Below are 21,454 nucleotides of genomic sequence, written 5' to 3' on the forward strand. Positions count from 1 at the left end.
GGCGTCAACATGCTCATTCACGAACTGCTTCCCCTCGTCGGCGATGTGACGACCGTCGTGGAGGTGAGCGAGAACGGCGAGGCCCTCCGCGAGCTGCTGCGGGCCCCGGCCGAGGCGTACCGGGCGTACGTGCCCGACGGCGGGAAGATGGACGCCGGCACCGTGGTGACCGCCTTCCTGGGTCCCGAGCCCGAGGCCCACGTCGACGTCGAGACGGTCGCCCCGGCGCTGCGGGAGCTGCCCGTCGGCGGCCGCGCGCTGCTCCTGCTCGGCTGGCCGGTGCCCGCCCTGCCCTACCACCGGCTGCTCGACGAGCTGGTCGCCGCGGGCTGCCAGGTGCTCCAGGTCGTACCGCTGGACAAGGTCTCGCGGCACGGAGCGCATTGCGCCGTCCTGACCGCGCGGGTCGACCGCCTCGCGCCGCTGCGCACGCACCTGACGGACACGCCGGTCGTGCTCGACGGGGAGAGCCCCGACCTGCGCGCCCTGCTGAGGCTCACCGGTGAGTTCGTGTTCCAGGACCTGCTCAGCCGGCCGCTGCGCAGCAAGCTGGCCGACGCGGCCGACCGGATCAAGGCGCAGGACCAGCGCATCCGGCAGCTGGAGAAGGAGGTCGCGGCCCGCGACGCCACGATCGCCAAGGCCGAGAGCCGGCTCGCCCGGGCTCGCAACGACATCGCCGACCTGCGCGCCTAGACCCCCGTGCGGGTCGGCACCACGGTCGTGCAGGGCGAGCGCGCCGTCCCGCCCGAGGCCTCGTGCCCGGAAGCCTGACCCCGGCCGGGCATGTAGGGTGGCCGTCGAACTCGACCAGCCGGTTTCCTGATCCCACGGAGAAGACTGCGATGAAGGTTTTGAGCATTGTCGGCGCCCGGCCACAGCTGGTGAAGCTGGCGCCCATCGCGCAGGCCTTCGCCGGCACCGGCCACCAGCACGTGATCGTCCACACCGGACAGCACTACGACGTCAACCTCTCGGACGTGTTCTTCACCGGGCTCGGCATCCCCGACCCCGACGTGCACCTGGGGGTCGGCTCGGGCAGCCACGGCGTGCAGACCGGCGCGGTGCTCAGCGCCATGGACCCGGTGCTGGAGCGGGAGAATCCGGACTGGGTGCTGGTCTACGGCGACACCAACTCGACGCTGGCCGGCGCCGTCGCCGCGGTCAAGATGCACATCCCGGTGGCGCACCTGGAGGCCGGGCTGCGCTCGTTCAACCGCCGGATGCCGGAGGAGCACAACCGGGTGCTCACCGACCACGCGGCCGACCTGCTGCTCGCCCCCACCGAGGAAGCGGTCCGCCACCTGCGGGCCGAGGGCCTGGGTGACCGGACCGAGCTGGTCGGCGACGTGATGGTCGACGTCTGCTACCGCGTCCGCGACGACGTCCTGGCCGGCAAGCACCCCGCTCCGGCGCTGCCCGACGGCATCGACCCCGCCCAGCCGTACCTGCTGGCCACCCTGCACCGCGCGGAGAACACCGACGACCCGCGGCGGCTGTCGCAGCTGCTGGGCGCGCTGGCCGAGCTGCCCGTACCGGTGGCGCTGCTGGCCCACCCGCGGCTCGTGGCCCGGGCCGAGGCGCAGGGCCTGAAGCTTCAGCAGGGCGCCGTGCACGTGGGCACGCCCCTGCCGTACGCGTCGATGGTGGCCGCGGTGCTCGGCTCCGCGGGCGTGGTCACCGACTCGGGCGGCCTGCAGAAGGAGGCCTACCTCCTGGGCCGGCCGTGCACGACCCTGCGCACCGAGACCGAATGGGTCGAGACGCTCGAGGACGGCTGGAACCACCTCGTGACGGATCCGGCCGGCCTCGGCGACACCTGGACCGCGCTGGCCACCCGCCCCGCCCCGCAGGCCGAGCGGGGCAACCCGTACGGCGACGGCGCCGCGGCGAAGCGGGTCGTCGAGGTGCTGGCCGAGCGTTTCGCCGCTCGCTGACCCACGGAAAAAGGGCCCCCGCTCGGGGGGCCCTTTTTTGCGTTTCAGCTACTTGTCGCCGACGTACGGCTTGCGGTCGAGGGCCGTCGTCGTGCGGACCCCCGGGTAACGCCGCGACAGCCGCCAGGCCAGCGGCACCGCCGGCTGGTCGGCGGCCACGATCCGGTCGGCCCGGGCCAGATCCAGCTCGGCGAGCCGCTGCTGCCCCTTGCGGGACAGGATCAACGGACGCATGACCTTGAACGTCGGCCAGAACATCTTCTTGTGGATGCCCTTGGACACCCGCGACTGGGCCCGCCGGGTGAGCGCCAGGCCGGCGTCCACCTTCTTCAGCGCCGGCCGGCCGACGGTCAGCGACCGCGCCTTGCCGAACGCCTTCGCCGGCAGGGTGAACAGGACGCCCCGCTCGATCCGCCGGATCGTGACGTCGGTCGCCTCGACGTCGAACACCCGGTGGACGCGCACCCGCGGATCGAGAGCGGCCTCCTCCGTGCTGCTGTTCTCGGCCACGAGCAGGTCGATGTCGACCCCGGCGTCCACCAGGTCCTGCACATAGGACCGCACCCTCGTCCTCAGCTTGTAGCTGAGGGCGAGGATGACGACGCGAGGCCGGGTCACCGGGTCGGCTGGCGTGCTCACGACGACAACTCCTGAACGGTCGAAGATCGGACGAAGGCGCGCATCCGGGTCTCCAGCGGCTCGAGCAGCGTGTCCCGCTGGAAGGTTTCGGCGTGCCGGCGGGCGGCCTCGCGCACCTCCGGACCGGCCTCCCGAGCCGCCTGACCGGCCTCGATGAAGGACTGCGCCAGCTTCTCGGGGTCGAGGCTGTCGGCGTGGAACCACAACGGATAACCCTCGAGCACCTCACGGGCCGCGATGTCCGGCGCGTGCACCGAGACGATCGGCCGGCCGGTGGCCATGTACTCGAAGATCTTGCCCGAGGTGACGTACCGTCCACCGGCGGCCAGGAACACCAGCACGTCGCTGTCGGCGTAGACCGTGGACACCTCGGTCTTGGACACCGGCCCGCGCAGCCGCAGCCCGGCGTCCGTGGCCGGATCGATCCGACCCGCGGCGTCCAGGCCGAGCCGGGGTAGGAAGCTCGAGTGGCTGTGCCTGAAGAAGCCGAGGTGACCGAAGATGTTGAGCTCAGCCTCGGCCAGATCCGGATGCGTGCGGGCGATCCGGAAGGCCTCCGCCATCTCCTCCACCGGCTGATGCGTGGTCACCGTGCCGAGATAGCCGAACTTCAGCGGACGCTGCGGAGCCGTCGTCTCCACCGACTCGGCCGAGGGCAGCTCCAGCAGATCCGGGTCCCAGCCGTTCGGCACGACCATCATCCGGTCGGCCGCCTGCGGATAGCGCTCGGCGTGCCAGTCACGCAGGGCGTTGTTGACGAAGACGGTCGCCGCGGACTTGCCGATCACCCGGCGCTCCCACTTCCACGTCGGGTGCCTCGGCGGATAGGCCGGCTCATCCTTGAACAGGTCGAGGGTCCAGGAGTCGCGGTAGTCGATCACGTACGGGATCTTGGCCAGCTTGCCGATCGCCCAGCCCGCGGCGAAGGCGGAGAACGGGTTGCCGGTGGCCAGCACCGCGTCGAACTTCTCCCGCCGGTGCAGCTTGAGAGCCCTGGAGACCGACGAGCGAGCCCACGAGACGTACTGCTCGGGGAACTGCTTGGCCTCGCGCCACTCGAAGAACTTCTTGGACACCGTGGGCATCGTGCCGCGGAACCAGCTCATGTTCTGCAGCTCGTGCTCCCACCGGAAGGTGTCCAGCTCGGGCCGCTCGACGGTGATCCGCGGGTCGACGGTGTCCATCAGCTTCTCGTCGGTGGAGCCGATCACGTCGTACAGGAATCCCAGCGGCGCGGCGAAGACCGTGACGTCCCAGCCGGCGCGCGTGAAATGGTTCGCCGTCGCCCGGGCGCGGTAGACACCGCTGGCCCGCGACGGGGGGAAGTAGAAGGCGAGATAGAGCAGGCGAGGACGCCGTTCGCTAGCGGTCATACCTTGTCCTCATGGTCCACAGTTTCCCCTTGATGCCCTGGGCTGGTCACCTGGTCGATACGGAAGGCGATACGCGGCCGGTGGCGCCCGGCCGCGGCGAGGCGCTGGGCGACCGGGAACGACTGCGGGTCCGTCACCACGAGCGTGTCGAACCGTCCCCACCGGCGGCTGAACTCGGCCAGGGGGCGGTCTCCGGCGTCTCGCCACAGCCGACCGTACAGGGGCAGGAAAACCCGCCGGTGCAGCGGGCGGCCGATGCGCCGGTCGTACGCCGACACCAGCCGCTTGCCGCGGCGGCCCCCGACGCGCCGCAGCAGAGACTTGGGCGCCCGGTCGAGGACGAGGCGCTCGGCGGCGAGCGGCCAGTGCCCGCGGCCCAGCCGGGCCAGCTCGACGAGCTCCACGCCGGCGGGGAACTCGTCGCCGGCCCAGGCCTCCGCCTTGTCGACCAGCACGACGGGACGTTCACCCGCCGCCGCCAGCGTCCGGGTCTCCTCGGTCACGGCCAGCCGCCGGTTGGCACCCAGGGCAAGGAAAAGAACTCGCATGATGCTCCAGAATGCCGTCGGTCGGATCAGGCTCAGGGCCGGGACTGCGGGGCGAACCAGGCCTCGTGGTGCTGACGGGCCACCGCCTGGTAGCCGAAGCGGTCGGCCAGGACGCGGCGGGCCCGGTCCAGGTCCATGCCGTCGGGGAACCGGTCACGCAACTGCTCGTACCCGGCCACGATGGCCGCGCTGTCCTCTTCGACCTCGATCAGCTGCCCGGCATCGGACTCGATGCCGGCCAGCGTCTGCTCGGGACCACCGCAACGGGTGACGATGACCGGCATACCGGCCGCGGCCGCCTCGATCACGACGACGCCGAAGGTCTCGTAGCGGCTCGGGTGCACGAGCACGTCGTGCTCCCGCATGAGGCTCAGGGCCTCCACGGGCGACAGTGCGCCGGCGAAGGTCACCGCCTCGGCCACACCCAGCTCCTCGGCCCGCGCGGCCAGCCGGCCGCGCAACTCACCCTCACCCACCAGAGTGAGGGTGAGAGCCGGCTCCTGCCGGCGGCAGGCGGCGAACGCCTCGAGCAACCAGGTGACGCCCTTGCGCTCGATCAGGCCGCCGACGAACAGCCAGCGGTGCAACGTCTTTACCGGCTCGGCCCGCGGGGTCGCGAAGTCGATCGGGTTGGCGATCGGCCGCAGCTTGTCCGCGTGCTCGGGGAAGGCCGTCGTGAGCTGCTCGCGCAGCTCGTCGCCGACCACGAAGAAGGCCTCGCAGGCCGCCAGTACCTCGGCGTAGCCGGCGTGGCCGTCCGGCTCGGCGAGCATCCGGTCCAGGAACGTGGCGTGCTCGGTGACGAACAGCCGGCTGCCGGGCCGCATGTTGCGCAGGGCCGGCAGGCCGCCGAGCAGGCCGACGTGCGCGTGCACGACCTCGGCGTCGAGCGGCCGGCCGCCGAGCGCGACCTTGAGCGCGTCGGCGGCGCGCTGGGCCTGCTCCGCGAACGGCAGCGCCCGCGGCATGGGCACCGGCACAGTGACGAGATCGGCCCCGCCGACCGTCTTGCTGGGGACCCCCGCCGCCGGCATCAACGCGCGGAACGCCGCGGTGATCTCGGCGTCCTGCTCCGCCGAGAGCCGAGCCACCCAGCTGTCGCAGTGGTACACGGTGAACGACGTGGTGCCGGGTGCGGTCGCCTCGGTCATGGCCTGGACGAACGCGCCGCGGAACGGCAGCTGGGAGCTGGGATACCAGGGCGTGACGACGGCGACGGGGCCGGACATCACGCCCGCTTCGCGGGGATCACGACCGTCGTGCCGCTGGTGGCCGAGCGGAGCACAGCCTCCGCGACCTCGACCGTACGCATGCCCTGGCGCAGCGTGACGATGTCGCTGTCCTTGCCCTCCACGGCGTCACGGAAGCGCTCGTGCTCGACGAGCAGCGGCTCCCGCTTCGGGATCGCGTACCGGACCATGTCGCCCTCGGCCACCCCGCGGAACGCCCGCAGGGCCTCCCACTCGGTGTCCACCGCGCCGTTGGCGTAGAAGGTGAGGTCGGCGGTCAGCGTGTCGGCGACGAAGCTGCCCTTGGCGCCGGTGATGACCGTGGACCGCTCCTTGAACGGGCTGAGCCAGTTCACCAGGTGGTTGGCCATCAGGCCGTCGCCCAGCGAGGCCACGGCGGAGACCATGTCCTCGTGCGGGCGGCCGCTGCGCGACACGGTGCGCGCGGAGACGTCGAGATACTCGTGCCCGGTCACCCAGGCGGTGAGGTCGATGTCGTGGGTGGCGAGGTCCATGACCACGCCGACGTCGGCGATCCGGCCCGGGAACGGGCCCTGGCGCCGGGTGACGACCTGGTAGATGTCGCCGAGCTCGCCGGCCTCGAGCCGGGTGCGCAGGCTCTGCAGCGACGGGTTGTACCGCTCGATGTGACCGACCGCACCGACCAGGCCACGGCTCTCGAACGCCTCGACCAGCTTGCCGGCCGCCTCGACCGACGGGGCCAGCGGCTTCTCGATCAGGGCGTGCACGCCGGCCTCGGCCAGCCGCAGCCCGATCTCCTCGTGCAGGGCGGTCGGGCAGGCGATGACCGCGTAGTCGAGCTGGAGCGCGAGGAGCTGCTCCAGATCGGTCACGACCGGCACGCCGTGCGGCGCCACCGCGTTCGGGGCCGGGTCCAGCACGCCGACGAGCTGCACGCCGTCCAGCAGGTTGAGCACGCGGGCGTGGTTGCGCCCCATCGCACCGAGACCGATCAGGCCCGCGCGGAGTCCGCTCGGCGCGCTCATGCCTTCGCCGCCACGGTGTTGACGCCCTCGACGATGCGGTCGAGCTGCTCCTGGGTCAGGCTCGGGAACACCGGCAGCGATACGACCTCGCGGGCCGCGCGGTCGGTCTCCGGCAGCTTCCAGTCGCCGACCTGGCCGTCCTCGTTCAGGTACGGGCGCAGCTCGTGGATCGGGGTCGGGTAGTAGACGGCGTTGCCGATGCCCAGCTCCTTGAGCCCGGCCTGGAACGCGTCCCGGTCGCCCTGCACCCGGACCGTGTACTGGTGGTAGACGTGGCGGGCGCCCGCGGCCACCGGCGGCACCGTCACACCGGTGAGGTTGGCGTCGAAGTACGCGGCGTTGGCGCGGCGCTTCTCCGTCCAGGCCTCGAGCTGTCCGAGCTGGACGCGGCCGATCGCGGCGGCCACGTCGGTCATCCGCATGTTGGCGCCGACGATCTCGTTCTGGTAGCGCGCCTCCATGCCCTGGTTGCGCAGCAGGCGCAGGGTACGGGCGAGCTGGGCGTCCCCGGTGCTGATCATGCCGCCCTCGAGGGAGTGCATGTTCTTGGTCGGGTAGAAGCTGAAGCACCCGGCCGCGCCGAAGCTGCCGACGGGCTTGCCGTCGAGGGCCGCGGCGTGCGCCTGGGCGGCGTCCTCCACCACGGCGAGGCTGTGCTGCTCGGCGATCTGCATGATGCGGTCCATCGCGGCCGGGTGGCCGTACAGGTGGACCGGCATGATCGCGACGGTGCGCGGGGTGATCGCGGCGGCGACCGCGTCCGGGTCCAGGCAGAAGCTGCCGGCCTCGATGTCGGCGAACACCGGGGTGGCGCCGACCAGGCGGACCGCGTTCGCGCTGGCGGCGAACGAGAACGACGGGACGATGACCTCGTCGCCCGGGCCGAAGCCCAGCGCCATCAGCGAGAGCTGCAGCGCCGACGTGCCGGAGTTGACGGCCACGCAGTGCCGGCCGCCGACGACCTCGCCGAACTCGGCTTCGAAGGCGGCGACCTCGGGGCCCTGCACGACCATGCCGCTGCGCAGGACACGAACGGCGGCCTCGATCTCGGCCTCACCGATGACCGGACGAGCGGGCGGAATGGCGTCCTGCAGCCCAGACATGGGCGGTCCTCCTGTGTACACGTGGCTGATGCAACGCCGGGAGTGAGCATGTGACGTGGCTCGACGGCACCGGCACGGCGCTTGGCGGCCGGAACAGTACCTTACCGAGACGTGAGATCGCCTACCGTACGCATCGGCCGCAACCATCACTGACGTGCCATAGGGCTACCAGAAACGCCCGCCGCTTGTCACTTTCCGTGAGCTGTTTCGCAGTTCGATCGGGAAATAGCCGCCGGATGTCTCGGGCTGTGATTTGTCCCCCACGCCGCGCTACCGGCGACGTTCATCAGGATTTCATCCCTTCAGAACCGCGGCATGCCGCCGAACTGGCGGTCGCCCGCGTCACCGAGGCCGGGGACGATGTACATCTTCTCGTTGAGGCCCTCGTCGATCGAAGCGGTGACCAGTCGCAGCGGCAGGCCGGAAGAGCGCAGCCGCTCGATGCCCTCCGGTGCGGCGAGCACGCAGCAGACGATGACGTCGGTGCAGCCCCGGTCGACCAGCAGCTGGCAGCAGTGCACCAGGGAGCCGCCGGTGGCGAGCATCGGGTCGAGCACGAGCACGGGCAGCCCGGCGAGGTCACCGGGCAGCGACTCCATGTACGCGCGCGGCTCGTAGGTGGCCTCGTCGCGGGCCAGGCCCACGAAGCCCATCGACGACTCGGGCAGCAGCGCCAGGGCGGCGTCGGCCATGCCCAGGCCGGCCCGCAGTACCGGCACGATCAGCGGCGGGTTGGCCAGCCGGGTGCCCTGGGTCGGCGCCACCGGGGTGCTGACCGGGAACTGCTCGACGGCGAAGGTGCGGGCGGCCTCGTACACGACCATGGTGGTCAGCTCGTGCAGGGCGGCGCGGAAGGCTCCGGAGTCGCTCTGCGCGTCACGCATGACGGTGAGCCGGGACTGGGCCAATGGATGATCAACGACGAGTACGTCCACGCCGATCAACCTACCGGGGTTCCTCAAGATCAACTGTCGGTGGGCCGCGTAGAATCCCTCTCATGACTGCGACAGCGACGTCGAGGCTGCCCAACGTGCCCGGTTCCGCCTTCAATCTCCGATCTTTCCTGCACGGACTGCCCGGGGTGGACAAGGTCGGCGTCGAGGCGCGGGCGGCTGCCCTCGGCACCCGGTCGGTGAAGACCACCGCCAAAGCGGCGGCGATCGACCTGGCCATCCGGATGGTCGACCTGACCACCCTCGAGGGCGCCGACACCCCCGGCAAGGTCCGGGCCCTGTCGGCCAAGGCGCTGCGCCCCGACCCCTCGGACCCCACCTGCCCCAGCGTGGCCGCCATCTGCGTCTACCCGGCGATGGTCCCGGTCGCGGCCGAGGTGCTGGCCGGCTCCGGCGTGCACCTGGCCAGCGTGGCCACGGCGTTCCCGTCCGGGCAGGCCCCGCTCGACGTCAAGCTGGCCGACACCCGCGACGCCGTCGCCGGCGGCGCCGACGAGATCGACATGGTGATCAGCCGGGGCGCGTTCCTGTCCGGTCGCTACGACTTCGTGTACGACGAGATCGTCGCGGTCAAGGAAGCCTGTGGGTCCGCCCACCTGAAGGTGATCCTGGAGACCGGTGAGCTGGGGACGTACGACAACGTGCGCCGCGCCTCCTGGCTGGCGATGCTGGCCGGCGCCGACTTCATCAAGACCTCCACCGGCAAGGTGCCCGTGGCCGCGACGCTGCCGGTGACCTTGGTCATGCTCGAGGCGGTCCGGGACTTCCGGGCCCAGACCGGGCGCCAGGTCGGCGTCAAGCCCGCCGGCGGCATCCGCACCACCAAGGACGCCATCAAGTACCTGGTGCTGATCAACGAGACGGTCGGCGACGACTGGCTCGACCCGGACTGGTTCCGCTTCGGCGCCTCCTCGCTGCTCAACGACCTGCTGATGCAGCGGACCAAGCTCACGACCGGCCACTACGCCGGCCCGGACTACTTCACGCTGGACTGAGGCCATGTCTTTCCTTGAGTACGCCCCGGCCCCCGAGTCCCGCTCGGTGGTCGACATCGCGCCGTCCTACGGCCTGTTCATCGACGGCGCCTTCGTGCCCGCCTCGTCCTCCGGAGGGGTCTTCAAGACCGTCAACCCGGCCTCCGAGGAGGTCCTCGCCGAGGTCGCCTCGGCCGGGGCTGAGGACGTCGACCGGGCCGTCGCCGCCGCCCGCCGGGCCTTCGGACCCTGGTCGGCCCTGCCCGGCGCCGAACGCGCCAAGTACCTCTTCCGGATCGCCCGCATCGTCCAGGAACGCTCCCGCGAGCTGGCCGTGCTGGAATCCCTGGACAACGGCAAGCCGATCCGCGAATCCCGCGACGTCGACGTGCCGCTGGTCGCCGCGCACTTCTTCTACTACGCGGGCTGGGCCGACAAGCTCAAGTACGCGGGCTACGGCTCCGACCCCCGGCCGCTGGGCGTCGCCGCGCAGGTCATCCCGTGGAACTTCCCGCTGCTGATGCTGGCCTGGAAGATCGCGCCCGCCCTGGCCGCGGGCAACACGGTCGTGCTCAAGCCGGCCGAGACCACCCCGCTGTCCGCGCTCTTCTTCGCCGACATCTGCCAGCAGGCCGACCTGCCGCCGGGCGTCGTCAACATCATCACCGGCGCCGGCGAGACCGGCCGCACCCTGGTCGAGCACCCCGGCGTCGACAAGGTCGCCTTCACCGGCTCCACCGAGGTCGGCCGGCAGATCGCCCGGTCCGTCGCCGGCACCAGCAAGCGCCTGACCCTCGAACTGGGCGGCAAGGCGGCCAACATCGTCTTCGACGACGCGCCCATCGACCAGGCGGTCGAAGGCATCGTCAACGGCATCTTCTTCAACCAGGGGCACGTCTGCTGCGCCGGGTCGCGGCTGCTGGTCCAGGAGTCCGCGTACGACGAGGTGCTCACCGCCCTCAAACGCCGGATGGCGACGCTGCGGGTCGGTGACCCGCTGGACAAGAACACAGACGTCGGCGCGATCAACTCGGCCGCGCAGCTGGCCCGCATCCGCGAGCTCTCCGACGTCGGCGCCGCCGAAGGGGCCGAACGGTGGTCACCGCCGTGCGAGCTGCCGGCCCAGGGCTTCTGGTTCGCCCCGACGATCTTCACGGGCGTCACCCAGGCGCACCGGATCGCCCGCGAGGAGATCTTCGGACCGGTGCTGTCGGTGCTGACCTTCCGCACCCCGGACGAGGCGATCGAAAAGGCCAACAACACGCCGTACGGTCTGTCGGCCGGCATCTGGACCGAGAAGGGCTCACTGATCCTGGCGATGGCCGACAAGCTCCGCGCCGGCGTGATCTGGGCCAACACGTTCAACAAGTTCGACCCGACGTCGCCGTTCGGCGGCTACAAGGAATCCGGTTACGGCCGCGAGGGCGGCCGGCACGGCCTGGAGGCGTACCTTGCCTAAGTCCCCGTCCCCCGCCAAGGCCGCCAAGGCCGCCAAGATCTCCGGCGACGCCGCCGCGCCGGCCGCGGACTTCCCACGGGCCGGTCGGCTCGCGGTGCGCAAGACCTACAAGCTGTACATCGGCGGGGCTTTCCCGCGCAGCGAATCAGGACGGACCTATCTCGTGGACGGCGACAACGTGGCCCTCGCCTCCCGCAAGGACGCCCGCGACGCCGTCGTGGCCGCCCGCAAGGCGCAGCCGAAGTGGGCCGGCGCCACCGCCTACAACCGCGGCCAGGTGCTCTACCGGATCGCCGAGATGGTCGAGGCGCGGCGCGACGAGTTCATCGCGCTGGGCGTCGCGGCCGGCGAGCTGGACGCGGCCGTCGACCGCTGGGTCTGGTACGCGGGCTGGTCCGACAAGATCGCGCAGGTGCACGGCAGCGCCAACCCGGTCGCCGGCCCGTACTTCAACATCTCCGCGCCCGAGCCCACCGGCGTCGTCGGCGTGGTCGCCCCGGCCTCGTTCCTCGGGCTGGTCAGCGTCGTCGCGCCGGCGATCGTCACCGGGAACACGGTCGTGGTGCTCACCGCCACGCCACAGGTCGCCGTCACCCTCGCCGAGGTGCTGGCCACCTCCGACGTCCCGGGCGGAGTGGTGAACATTCTCACCGGGCACGCCGCCGAGACCGCGCCCTGGCTCGCCTCGCACGACGACGTCAACGCGCTCGACCTCACCGGCGTGGCCGATCCCGAACTCGCCACCGAGCTGGAGCGGTCCGCGGCCGGCAGCCTCAAGCGGGTCGTCCGCCCGCCGGCCGACACGCCCGACTTCACCGCCGATCCGGGACTGCGGCCGATGACGGCGCTGCTGGAGACCAAGACGGTCTGGCATCCGAAGGGTTTCTGACCTCGGTCGGTCTCCTTTCAGGAGCGCACACTAAGGTGTGTGCCCAGACTCACCCGTCCGAACAGCTCGCTTGAACCAACCCGGAGGTCACCGTGACCAGCCAGTCGCCCGAAGAGGGCTCGACGGTCAAGGAGGAGAAGGCCGTCGTCAAGGACGGGCTCTCCGGCCGTGAGCTGTGGGACGAGGTACGAATCTCGCCCGTCGAGATCGCCATGCCGGGCGGCGTGGGGCTGACGCTGCGGGCGTACCGGCTCGCCTCGGAGCTCACGCCGACCGAGATCGAGACCGACGAGGACGACCCGTTCGACGCCCGGGAGCGTGCGGCCGCGGCCCGCGCTGCCGAGGAGGACGGCGTCATCGTCGACGACGAGTTCGCCGCCCTGGTCGCCGAGGGTGACGCGGGCACGAAGTCGGAGCGCAAGTCCGACGGCACGGTCACCACCGAGGACGGCGATGTCGTGGCCGAGCCCGACGCGGCCGACTTCGCCGACGAGCCGGAAGAGGCTGCTGAGGCCGAGGAGGAGGACGAAGAGGTCCCGATCTTCCTGAGCCACCGCGGCAAGCTGCTCACCTTCAAGACCCCGGAGTCGCTGGTCTCCTTCATTCGTTCGGGTGCACCGCACGACCTGGCCCAGCTCGACACGTGGCCGACCGTCGTGGAACGGGTACAGTCGAGCGACATCGACCCGGCGCAGGACGACCGTTACGAGCTGGACCTCGTGGTGGAGAACCTGCGCGGTGGTCACGACACGTGGGATCTGCCGCTGCTGATCGCCGCCGGCGAGGTGGCCCGGGACCTGGGTCACGCTCTGCGCCTCAAGCCCGTGATCCTGGCCTTGGCGCCGGGATCGCCGCTCGACGACCTGGACGAGTCTCTCCGGTCGGCCGAGAGTGGCGGAATGGGCGGTTTCTTCGGACGGCGCAAGCTGCGTAAAATCGGGGCGCAACAGGCGAGTCTGGGTTGGCGCTCGATTATCGGCAAGATCTCTGCCGCTGTGGACTGGCGCGACTGACCCCTCAACAGGGACCATCAGTCCTTGGCCGAATACAGCACTCCCGGGGAGGAGGACGACGCCGTGGCGCTCGTGCGCGTGTACTGCGGTCTGGCGTCGGCTGATGAGACGGTGCGGACGGCCTCGGCCGGCTCGCAACTGACCATCGCCGTGGTGGACGACACGGGAAGGCTGCTCGGCGTCCACGAGATCAGCGACGACCCGGGGGGCTATGCCCAGCTCGGCACGCTGCTCGTGGAACGGACGAGTGGCTTCGCGGACGCCGCGGTCGCCGCCGACAGCGACGACCACATGGTCACGTCGCTGCTGACCGCAGCCGGCCGTCCCCTCGCCGTCGCCGACGACGACTCAGCCGACGACTTCGCCGAACGGTTCGCCGACGACGACTCCCCCGAGGAGATGTCGGCCTCACCGGCGGCCCGTCGCGCCGTGGGCCTTGCCCGCGCGCTGCAGGCCGGAGCCCTCGCGGCAGCCACCATCCCGGCGCCGCGCGAGCTGCTCAGCTACAAGCCGGTGCTCGCTGCCCACGTCGCGATGCTCAACGGCCGGCACGCGGCTGCCACATCGCTGCGCGAGGTGCTGCGCGAGCTGTATCCTGCGGCGCTGCGGGCGTACCCGGATCCGGCCCATCCGCTGGCCCTCGCCGTGCTGGACGCGCTCCCGGAGCCCGGCCGCCTCACCGGCCGCGGTCACGACAGTGACCAGGTCGCCGAAGACGTGGCTGCGGAGCTGACCCGCGCCGGCGCCGGCACCGACGACCAGGTCGTCGCCGCTGTCACCGCGCTCGTCGTGGCGATCAGCGAGTCCCCCCGCCGCGGCGGGATCAACAAGTCTCTGTCGTCGGCCGCAGCCGACACCGTGCGGCACGCGATCGGCGCCGTCCGGTCCTGCGACTCCGCCTGCGAGGCCATGGTCGGCACGCTCGTCGCCCGCGTGACCCCGCAGTCGCTGAGCGGCAGCCCCGGCCGCCGCCAGGCCGGTTCCCGCCGCGCCGCCGAGAACCAGCGCTCCACCGAGACCGGCACCCGGATGCCCCGCCCGACGGACACGGGCACCCGCCTGCCCCGTCCGGTGGACACCGGCACCCGGATGCCCCGCCCCGCCGCTGCCGACACGGGCACCCGCCTGCGTCCGGCAGAGACCGGCACCCGGCTGGGCCGCCGCAACCGTCCCGAGCCGGCCGCGGCGAGCCACGCTCCCGCGATGCCGCGCCCGCTGACCAGCCCGCCCGTCGCGCCCGAGCCGGTCATGCCACCGCCGCTCGCGCCGCGTCCGGTCACCCCGCCGCCGGTTGCTCCGGCTGCCGCGTCGGGCTTGCCCAGCCGTACCCCCGATCCGGGCCCGGCCAGCCGGCCCGTCTCGGTCCCGCCGCCCCCGCCGGGCATGACGCCGATCGTCCCGGGCTCGCGCCCGTCGTCGGTGCCGCCGGCGGACAGCGGCCAGCCGTTCCGCCCGACCCTGACCAACGCGGCCATGACCAGCGCCCGCGCCGAACGCCAGCGCACGGTCATCCCGCCCCGGGCCAACACCCGCAACGGACAGCCGGCCGCGAACGGCGCGACGGACTACTCGCTGCCGATGCCGGCCCAGCGCTCGACGCAGGAGACCCCGGAGCCGGGCTCCCGCGCGAACTGGCCGCTGCTGAACAACAGCGACGAGGCAGCGGCCACGCCGCCGCCCGCCGCGGTGAGCAGCCCGCCGTCAGACGGCCGGGTCCGCCCGCCGTGGCAGGACATGCCCCAGGAGCCGCCGTCCCTGCGCCTGGTGGAGTCGGTGCTCAACGGCCTGACCAACACCCCGGCCGACGTGACAGCGATCACCGAGCCGCCACCACTGCGCCTGGTCGACGACCGTGGCGGCCGCAACGGCCGAGCGGCAGCCCGCCGCACCACCCTGACCGCCCTGGACCGCAGCACCTCACCCCCGGTCCCGGCCGAAGGCGACGGCGACCTGCTGATCTTTGCGGCGGCGCGGTCGGCCTGGTTCACGGGCCACGACGAGGAAGCCTCGACAAACCTGGACTGGACGAACCCGTCCGACACAGGCTGGCGCGCGGCGGAAAAGGCAGCGACCCCGTCGGTGGCGGCCGAGACGTCGGCCGGCCTGCCGAAGCGGGTTCCGCAGGCCAACCTGGTTCCGGGGTCGCCGCTGCGTGAAGAGCGCCCGCTGCGAATCGTTCGGGATGCGGCGAGCATCGCGGCGCACACCACGGGGTACTTCCGGGGGTGGCGGCGCGGCCAGGAGATCGGCGGGTACGCGATCGGTGGGCGACCGGGCCGTGAGGCGGCCGGTGGCTGGGACTTCAGCCGGGATGGCGGCGGCCAGCAGGAGGACTACCGGAACGCTGGGTATCGCAGCAGCTGACAGCTCGCTTTGACGGAACGGCCACGCCCTCCTGTGGGGGTGTGGCCGTTTTGCTGTGTGGGCGCTTTGCGTTCGGGAGAGCTCGCTGCGGGGGCGCCTGGAGCGTCACGATCAAGGGGCTGGGTATCGGGAGGCTTGGCGGAGCCGCCCGGTGGACGTCTCGGCGGGGCTCCAAGGACCGGCAGCTTCGCACAGCTCGGCCCCCGCGAAGCCACGCACGGCTCCCCTCCACGCCCCAGAGGGCCGTCGGGCTGCCTGGTAGGCCCCAGGCTGGCCTGGTGTAGGGCCTTGACCCGGTAGGGGCCGAGCTGGCCCGGGGCGGGGCCCGAGCTAGCCCGGCAGGGCGCCGGCGGGCCAAGCCGACCTCGTAAGGCAAGGCGGCCGGGCAAGGCGGCCAGGCAAGGCGGCCAGGCAAGGCGGCCAGGCGAGGCGGCCAGGCGAGGCGGCCAGGCGAGCCGGGCGGACCTGGCAAGGCTGGGCGGCCTGGCAAGGCGCGGCGCGCAGGATAGCGGCGGCGGGCGGGCGACTCAGCCTCGCCGGGGGGCCTGAGCCATCAGAAGAAGGACCCAGCAGCCGCGCTCCGGGTTGCGGTGGCCATACGCCGGACCGCCGCCACGTGCGCGAGGTGGCGACCTCAACCCCGACGCTCCGGCCAGGCGCAGCGAGGAAGCCCACCGGCCACCCCCGAAACTGCTGCGGGCATGCAAAAGTCCCGCTCTGTCGGACAGAGCGGGACCTTCAGCAGCCTGTCAGGCCGGCGCTACCGCACGCGAGCGACGCATAGTCAGCACATACTCGACCAGCGAGATCAGTACGTTCTTCGTCGACTCACGGTTACGGGCGTCGCAGCTCACCACGGGTACGTCGCTGGAGATCGCGAGCGCGTCGCGAACGTCCTGGGCGTTGTGGTACTGCATACCGTCGAAGCAGTTTATGGCGACCAGGTACGGCAGCCGTCGGTGCTCGAAGAAGTCGATGGCGGCGAAGCAGTCGGCGAGCCGACGCGTGTCCACCATGACCACCGCACCGATGGCTCCCCTGACCAGCTCGTCCCACATGAACCAGAACCGCGTCTGGCCAGGCGTGCCGAACAGGTAGAGGATCAGATCCCGGTCGATGCTGATCCGGCCGAAGTCCATTGCCACCGTGGTCGTCGTCTTACCCGGCACCTGCCGGTTGTCGTCGACACCAACATCGGCGGAGGTCATGATCGCCTCGGTGGTCAGCGGGGTGATCTCAGAGACCGACCCCACCAGCGTCGTCTTACCGACGCCGAAACCACCGGCGATGACAATCTTCGCCGATGTCACACGCCCGGCGGCCGGCCGGCGCGACATGTCAGAGCCTGCGAAGTCCACTCAGCACCCTTTCCAGCAGTTCCGTACCCACCGCATCGGACTCATCATCAAGCGATGTCGGCTCGTACACCGCGACCAGGCCATCGGTGGCCATGTCCGCGACGATCACTCGAGCCACCCCGAGCGGCAGTTGCATGCGTGCGGCGATCTCGGCCAGCGACTGCACTCTGCCGCCGTCGCACATCGCCGCGATGTACTGGTGTTCGCTCCCGCCCCTGCCCGCTCCGGTGGAGCGGCCACGCACGGTGGTCTCGACGAGCGCTTCCAGCGCGATTTCCAGCTTCGGCCGGGTCCGGCCACGGGTCACGGCGTACGGTCTGACCAGTGCTCCGGTCGGCTCATCGCGTTCGGGCATCGTCACCGCTCACCCCATCCCTTGGCCCATAGAAGTGTCTCTTGTCGTCAAGCTTTTGGACAGATGCCGGACGGAGCCGGCGGACCATCCGTTCAGCCGAGAACTCCGGCCGCGGACCGCGGCGCGGGCGTGAGCGCCTCGCCGACCCGGTCGACCAGGAGCGCCATCTCGTAGCCCACCTGACCGACGTCGCAGCTGCGGGCTGCGAGCACGGCGAACGACGAACCGTCGGAGATCGACATCAGGAAGAGGAACCCGTTGTCCATCTCGACGACCGTCTGCAGCACCGCACCACCCTCGAAGCACCTCGCGGCGCCCTGAGTGAGGCTGACCAGGCCGGAGGCGATAGCCGCCAGCTGGTCGGCGCGGTCACGCGGAAGGTCCCTGGAGGCCGCGAGAAGCAGACCGTCGGCGGAGACCGCGATCGCGTGCGCCACCCCGGGAACGCGGTCGGCAAAGTTGGCGAGCAGCCAACCCAGATCCTGCGTACTTGTCATGCTTCATGCTCCTTGCCAGCCTGCGAGGACTGCTGCCCTCCCGGAGTCTCCTCCGGGTTGGTCGAATTTTCCTTCGTGCGACCCCGCTGCACCCCGCGATGGTAGGCGGACAGGAGCCCGCGAACCGCCTCGGGTGTGCGGCGTTGTACGGAGGTCTCGGCCCGGTCGACGCCACCCGGCACGAGCTGTGCCATCGGCGTGCGGCGCGGCAGACCTGCCGTCGTCGTGGTGTCGACCGGCATCTCGGCCGCCTTGCGGGCGGCCTGCCAGCCGTCGTCCGCGGCGGTCTGCCACGGGCTCGAGACGGCGCCGTTCAGTGAGCTGTTGCCGTTTCCGTTCGCCGCGACTGCGCCGACCGGGGCCGGCTCACGGTCGCCGCGGGACTCCGGGGAGGCCTGCTGCGGCACCCCGACCGAGCGCGCCGGTTCCCCGGTGGAGAAGCGCTGGGTGGTGACCACCGAGTCGGCGTTGTCGTCGTTCGACGGCGCCGGGGTGGCGGCGGGGGCCTGCTTCGCGGGTGCCGGCTTCGCGGGCTCGCTGGGCCGGGCCGTGGTGAACCAGGCCGACTCGAGCTCGCGGAAGATCGGCAGTTCCATGGTCTCGTCGGCGAACTGCGCCTGCGTTTCCCCGGACTGTCGTTGCCGCGCCGCGGCCTGGGCGGCGGCGATCTGCGCGGCGGCGGTCGCCTGAGCGGCGGCTGCCTGCGCGGTCGCTGCCTCGTGGGCGGCTGCGGCGGCCGCGGCCGACCGTTCCGCCTCGGACTGCGGCGTGGCGTTCTGCGGGTTGGTCGGGCGGGCAACCTGGGGCTGCGAGCTCGAGGCACCGCGGTCGGAGCGGTAGCGGGGCAGCTCCGCCGTCATGTCCAGGGCGGCCGCGAGGCTCTCCGGGACGTGCGGGGCGCTGCTGCTGCCGGACTCGCGCTCCGCGCTGACCGGGGGCCAGGCGGGCGGGGCCGGAGCGGCGGCCGACTGCGGCGCGGGCGGCGCCGAGCCGGGCCTGTTCTGGCCGGGCTGCTGACCCTGGTACGGCGGTGCGGAAGCCGGCGGGGCCGACGACACGGGCGGCGCGGAGACCGGCCGGCCACCACCGTACGGCGGGGCGGACGGCACCGGCGGCGCGGACACCGGCGGCACCGGGGGCGCGGAGACCGGCGGCACGAACGTGCTGCGGCTCTGCGACTCGGGGTTGGCCGGCAGCTGACGCGGGATGGTGTGGCCGTACGAGCCCGTGTCCTCGGGCCGGTAGGCGTCACCACCGTTGCGGCGCTGCGGCAGCCCGTCGGGACCGCTGAAACCCTGCGGGCCGGCCGGCGACTGCGGCCGCGGCGGGATCGGCTCGTTGCTGCGCGGGCCGTGGAAGCCGTTGGCCCCGTTCGAGCCGTTGCCGGAGCCGTTGGCGCCGCCGCCGAAGCCGTTGCTGGGGCCACCGAAGCCGTTGCTCGGACCGCCGAAGCCGTTGCCGTTGCCGGCGGGCTCGAAGCCGTTCGAGGGGGCGCCGGTCAGGTCGGACCAGGCCGGGACCGAACGGTTGCCGTTGCCACCGGCGCCGAGCATGCCACCGGCGGGCATCGGCGGGTTCGGGTCGAACGGACGCCCGGTCGGGTAGCCACCGCGACCGTTGGAGCTGCTCTCGAGGGCCAGCGGCGGCTCGGTGTACGCGTTGCGCGCCGGCTGGTCGTACGGGTTGGCCCCGGGCTGCAGCCGGTTCGCCGCCGAGGCGGAGACCATGACGCTGGCCGGCAGGCCCACGTCGGCGACCGTGCCGCGCTCGGTGTCGGCCGGGCGCAGCTCGACCTTGACGCCGTGCCGGTTGGCCAGGCGGGCGACCACGACCAGGCCCATCATCCGGGAGACGGCCACGTCCACCATCGGCGGCTGGGCGAGCCGCTCGTTGAGGTCGCGCAGCTGCTCGCGGCTGATGCCGATGCCGCGGTCCTCGACCGAGAGCACCGCGCCGTCGCCCAGGCGCCGGGCCTCGACGATGACGTGCGAGTTCGGCGGGGAGAACGCGGTGGCGTTGTCGAAGAGCTCGGCGACCAGGTGGACCATGTCGTTGACCGCGTGCGCGGACACCTCGATGTCACGGTCGATCATGCCGAACTCGATGCGGGTGTAGTGCTCGACCTCGGACTGCGCGGCGCGGAGCACGTCGATCAGAGCCGCCGGCTCCCGCTGCACACGGGTCGAGTCGGCACCGGCGAGGACCAGGAGGTTCTCGTCGTTGCGGCGCATCCGGGTGGCGAGGTGGTCGAGCTGGAAGAGCTCGGCCAGCCGGTCCGGGTCCTCCTCGCCGCGCTCGAGGCGGTCGAGGTGGCCGATCAGCCGGTCGACCAGGATCTGCGAGCGGCGGGCCAGGTTGACGAACATCGTCGAGACGGAGGACCGCAGGGCGGCCTGCTCGGCCGCGGTGCGGACGGCTTCCAGGTGGACCGCGTTGAATGCCTCGGTCACCTGCCCGAACTCGTCCCGGCTGCGGACCGGCAGCGGCTCGGCGACCTGGTCGGCCACCTGGGCCGGGGTCAGCGAGCCGGTCAGCGCGGGATCACGCAGCCGCTCGACCGCCTGGGGCAGGCCGAACTGGGCGACGTTGAGGGCACCTTGGCGCAGCTCGCGCAGCGACCGGGCCATCGAGCGGGCGACCAGCCAGGCGAAGATGATGGCCAGCAGCAGCAGGCCGAGCAGGACGCTGGTCTCGACGAAAACCTGGGTCTGCACGTCGTCGCGGATCTCGGTGGCCTGCTCCACGACCTGGCTGTCGAGGCGGTTCTCGACGTTGCGGAACAGGTCGTTGTAGCCCTGCATCGCCGCTTCCCACTGGGGGCGGTTGAACGGGATGGAACTGGAGTTGTTCGGGGCCAGGCCCTGCAACGGGATGGTGAGGTTGGTGGCGGCGCGCTCTGCCGGCCCCCTGACGGTCCGGTCGAAGAGTGCCTCGTCCTCGTCGGTCGCGACCTGGCGCATGTTGGCGTCGGAGATCGCAAACCCGGTGTCGGTGAGCAGGAACTTGCGCCGCAGGCTGGGGGTGAAGTTCCCCTGGCCGAGGACCTCGAGGCCGACGGCGCGCTGCTGGGAGATGTAGTCCTTACCCCGGGCGACGGCGGCGACGACCCGCAACCGGTCACTGAGGTCGGTGTCCTGGGCGAGCTGCGCGGACGCGTCACGAACGTTCAGCAGGTCGATGATGACCTTGTCGTAGCTGGTCCTGATCTCCTCGATGTTGAAGTCGCCGTTGGCGGTCTTACTGCGGATCGAGGGGAGCTCGAGCAGGTTGCTGTCGAGTCGCTTGAGCAGGATGTTGACCTGCTCCGGAACCTCGTCGAGCGCGGCCTTCTGCTGCGAGTACGGCAGCTTCGCGGCGTCCACCTTCGGGTGCTCGGCCTTGTAGGCGGCGTCCGCGGAGGCACGGTCGGGCGTGCTCTTCTTGGTGGTCGCGATCATCACGCCGTAGGCGCGCTCGTTCTGCAGGTGATCGACAAGACCACCGGCGGCCTGCGACAGCACCGACAGGGTGCGGGCGCGCTCGGCGTCACTGGCCTCGTTGATGTGGTCGATCAGGCCGCTGGTGCCGACGACGACAGTCGCCAGCGTGGGCACGAGCATGATGAGCCCGAGCTTCGACCAGATCGGCAGATCCCGCAGCCGGCCGGCCGGCCGTCCGAGACGCGACATGACAGCGTTCGCCGTCTTGGGGCGCTTGCTCACGTCACCGTCCTCCTGATTCGGACCCGGCCATCGGATCACCGGGCACCGCACACGG

At 71.7% G+C, this 21,454-nt stretch carries 18 protein-coding genes; 7 read left to right on the plus strand and 11 right to left on the minus strand.

Annotated features, from left to right (window positions below; genetic code table 11):
• Positions 1-9 precede the first annotated feature (9 nt).
• Positions 10-696 (plus strand): hypothetical protein, encoded by a 687-nt coding sequence (locus ACQP2Y_RS43085; RefSeq protein ID WP_433722219.1) that lies wholly within the window; start codon positions 10-12, stop codon positions 694-696.
• A gap of 149 nt (positions 697-845) precedes the next feature.
• A complete protein-coding gene (gene wecB / locus ACQP2Y_RS43090; protein ID WP_433722221.1) occupies positions 846-1,937 on the plus strand; it encodes a non-hydrolyzing UDP-N-acetylglucosamine 2-epimerase in 1,092 nt (363 codons plus the stop codon).
• 48 nt (positions 1,938-1,985) lie between these two features.
• Here wecB and ACQP2Y_RS43095 read toward each other — a convergent pair whose 3' ends face one another.
• The 7 genes from ACQP2Y_RS43095 to upp all read right to left on the minus strand — a co-directional run bounded on the left by ACQP2Y_RS43095 (position 1,986) and on the right by upp (position 8,771).
• Entirely contained in the window at positions 1,986-2,576 is a 591-nt protein-coding gene (locus ACQP2Y_RS43095) for a hypothetical protein (protein ID WP_433722223.1), read from the minus strand.
• Positions 2,573-3,949, minus strand: a complete 1,377-nt coding sequence (locus tag ACQP2Y_RS43100) for a glycosyltransferase (RefSeq protein ID WP_433722225.1) — start codon at positions 3,947-3,949, stop codon at positions 2,573-2,575. The genes ACQP2Y_RS43095 and ACQP2Y_RS43100 overlap by 4 nt, the downstream gene beginning before the upstream one ends.
• On the minus strand, positions 3,946-4,497 hold the full coding sequence (locus ACQP2Y_RS43105) for a hypothetical protein (protein WP_433722226.1): 552 nt from the start codon (positions 4,495-4,497) through the stop codon (positions 3,946-3,948). The genes ACQP2Y_RS43100 and ACQP2Y_RS43105 overlap by 4 nt, the downstream gene beginning before the upstream one ends.
• Positions 4,498-4,529: 32 nt before the next feature.
• A complete protein-coding gene (locus ACQP2Y_RS43110; protein ID WP_433722227.1) occupies positions 4,530-5,726 on the minus strand; it encodes a glycosyltransferase family 4 protein in 1,197 nt (398 codons plus the stop codon).
• On the minus strand, positions 5,726-6,733 hold the full coding sequence (locus ACQP2Y_RS43115; RefSeq protein WP_360822632.1) for a Gfo/Idh/MocA family protein: 1,008 nt from the start codon (positions 6,731-6,733) through the stop codon (positions 5,726-5,728). Before ACQP2Y_RS43115 ends, ACQP2Y_RS43110 begins: the two co-directional genes overlap by 1 nt.
• Complete coding sequence (locus tag ACQP2Y_RS43120) at positions 6,730-7,836, minus strand: DegT/DnrJ/EryC1/StrS family aminotransferase (RefSeq protein ID WP_433722229.1); 1,107 nt, start codon at positions 7,834-7,836, stop codon at positions 6,730-6,732. Before ACQP2Y_RS43120 ends, ACQP2Y_RS43115 begins: the two co-directional genes overlap by 4 nt.
• A 302-nt stretch (positions 7,837-8,138) precedes the next feature.
• A complete protein-coding gene (upp, locus tag ACQP2Y_RS43125; RefSeq protein ID WP_433722231.1) occupies positions 8,139-8,771 on the minus strand; it encodes a uracil phosphoribosyltransferase in 633 nt (210 codons plus the stop codon).
• A gap of 62 nt (positions 8,772-8,833) precedes the next feature.
• Here upp and deoC point away from each other — a divergent pair, with 62 nt between their 5' ends.
• The 5 genes from deoC (at position 8,834) to ACQP2Y_RS43150 (ending at position 15,488) form a co-directional block, all read left to right on the plus strand.
• Complete coding sequence (gene deoC / locus ACQP2Y_RS43130; protein WP_360822638.1) at positions 8,834-9,784, plus strand: deoxyribose-phosphate aldolase; 951 nt, start codon at positions 8,834-8,836, stop codon at positions 9,782-9,784.
• A 4-nt stretch (positions 9,785-9,788) separates the two neighbouring features.
• On the plus strand, positions 9,789-11,222 hold the full coding sequence (locus tag ACQP2Y_RS43135) for an aldehyde dehydrogenase family protein (protein WP_433722233.1): 1,434 nt from the start codon (positions 9,789-9,791) through the stop codon (positions 11,220-11,222).
• Positions 11,223-11,259: 37 nt separating this feature from the next.
• The gene (locus ACQP2Y_RS43140; protein WP_433732319.1) at positions 11,260-12,111 is read left to right on the plus strand and encodes an aldehyde dehydrogenase family protein; all 852 of its coding nucleotides are present in this window, start codon (positions 11,260-11,262) and stop codon (positions 12,109-12,111) included.
• A gap of 92 nt (positions 12,112-12,203) precedes the next feature.
• On the plus strand, positions 12,204-13,124 hold the full coding sequence (locus ACQP2Y_RS43145; RefSeq protein WP_433722235.1) for a DNA primase: 921 nt from the start codon (positions 12,204-12,206) through the stop codon (positions 13,122-13,124).
• 24 nt (positions 13,125-13,148) lie between these two features.
• The gene (locus ACQP2Y_RS43150) at positions 13,149-15,488 is read left to right on the plus strand and encodes a transposase (protein WP_433722237.1); all 2,340 of its coding nucleotides are present in this window, start codon (positions 13,149-13,151) and stop codon (positions 15,486-15,488) included.
• A gap of 749 nt (positions 15,489-16,237) precedes the next feature.
• On the opposite strand, the gene ACQP2Y_RS43155 is transcribed toward ACQP2Y_RS43150, so the two are convergent.
• From ACQP2Y_RS43155 to ACQP2Y_RS43170, 4 genes are all read right to left on the minus strand, one after another.
• The gene (locus ACQP2Y_RS43155) at positions 16,238-16,825 is read right to left on the minus strand and encodes a GTP-binding protein (RefSeq protein WP_433732321.1); all 588 of its coding nucleotides are present in this window, start codon (positions 16,823-16,825) and stop codon (positions 16,238-16,240) included.
• A 1-nt stretch (position 16,826) separates the two neighbouring features.
• Positions 16,827-17,201 carry a DUF742 domain-containing protein gene (locus tag ACQP2Y_RS43160; protein WP_184998576.1) on the minus strand — a complete coding sequence of 125 codons (375 nt, stop codon included), beginning with the start codon at positions 17,199-17,201 and terminating at the stop codon, positions 16,827-16,829.
• 92 nt (positions 17,202-17,293) lie between these two features.
• Positions 17,294-17,698: a roadblock/LC7 domain-containing protein gene (locus tag ACQP2Y_RS43165; RefSeq protein WP_014447580.1), complete on the minus strand. Its 405-nt coding sequence runs from the start codon at positions 17,696-17,698 to the stop codon at positions 17,294-17,296.
• Positions 17,695-21,399: a sensor histidine kinase gene (locus ACQP2Y_RS43170; RefSeq protein WP_433722241.1), complete on the minus strand. Its 3,705-nt coding sequence runs from the start codon at positions 21,397-21,399 to the stop codon at positions 17,695-17,697. The genes ACQP2Y_RS43165 and ACQP2Y_RS43170 overlap by 4 nt, the downstream gene beginning before the upstream one ends.
• Positions 21,400-21,454: the final 55 nt, after the last annotated feature.

Source organism: Actinoplanes sp. CA-051413 (assembly GCF_050955795.1).
In the GTDB taxonomy this organism is placed as follows: Bacteria; Actinomycetota; Actinomycetes; order Mycobacteriales; family Micromonosporaceae; genus Actinoplanes.

Bases quoted from the DNA above. Each gene is read 5' to 3' on its own strand.
- ACQP2Y_RS43085 (WP_433722219.1), top strand. From the start codon at position 10: ATGCTCATTCACGAACTGCTTCCCCTCGTCGGCGATGTGACGACCGTC.
- wecB (WP_433722221.1), top strand. From the start codon at position 846: ATGAAGGTTTTGAGCATTGTCGGCGCCCGGCCACAGCTGGTGAAGCTG.
- ACQP2Y_RS43100 (WP_433722225.1), bottom strand. From the start codon at position 3,949: ATGACCGCTAGCGAACGGCGTCCTCGCCTGCTCTATCTCGCCTTCTAC.
- ACQP2Y_RS43105 (WP_433722226.1), bottom strand. From the start codon at position 4,497: ATGCGAGTTCTTTTCCTTGCCCTGGGTGCCAACCGGCGGCTGGCCGTG.
- ACQP2Y_RS43110 (WP_433722227.1), bottom strand. From the start codon at position 5,726: ATGTCCGGCCCCGTCGCCGTCGTCACGCCCTGGTATCCCAGCTCCCAG.
- ACQP2Y_RS43115 (WP_360822632.1), bottom strand. From the start codon at position 6,733: ATGAGCGCGCCGAGCGGACTCCGCGCGGGCCTGATCGGTCTCGGTGCG.
- ACQP2Y_RS43120 (WP_433722229.1), bottom strand. From the start codon at position 7,836: ATGTCTGGGCTGCAGGACGCCATTCCGCCCGCTCGTCCGGTCATCGGT.
- deoC (WP_360822638.1), top strand. From the start codon at position 8,834: ATGACTGCGACAGCGACGTCGAGGCTGCCCAACGTGCCCGGTTCCGCC.
- ACQP2Y_RS43135 (WP_433722233.1), top strand. From the start codon at position 9,789: ATGTCTTTCCTTGAGTACGCCCCGGCCCCCGAGTCCCGCTCGGTGGTC.
- ACQP2Y_RS43155 (WP_433732321.1), bottom strand. From the start codon at position 16,825: ATGTCGCGCCGGCCGGCCGCCGGGCGTGTGACATCGGCGAAGATTGTC.
- ACQP2Y_RS43160 (WP_184998576.1), bottom strand. From the start codon at position 17,201: ATGCCCGAACGCGATGAGCCGACCGGAGCACTGGTCAGACCGTACGCC.
- ACQP2Y_RS43165 (WP_014447580.1), bottom strand. From the start codon at position 17,698: ATGACAAGTACGCAGGATCTGGGTTGGCTGCTCGCCAACTTTGCCGAC.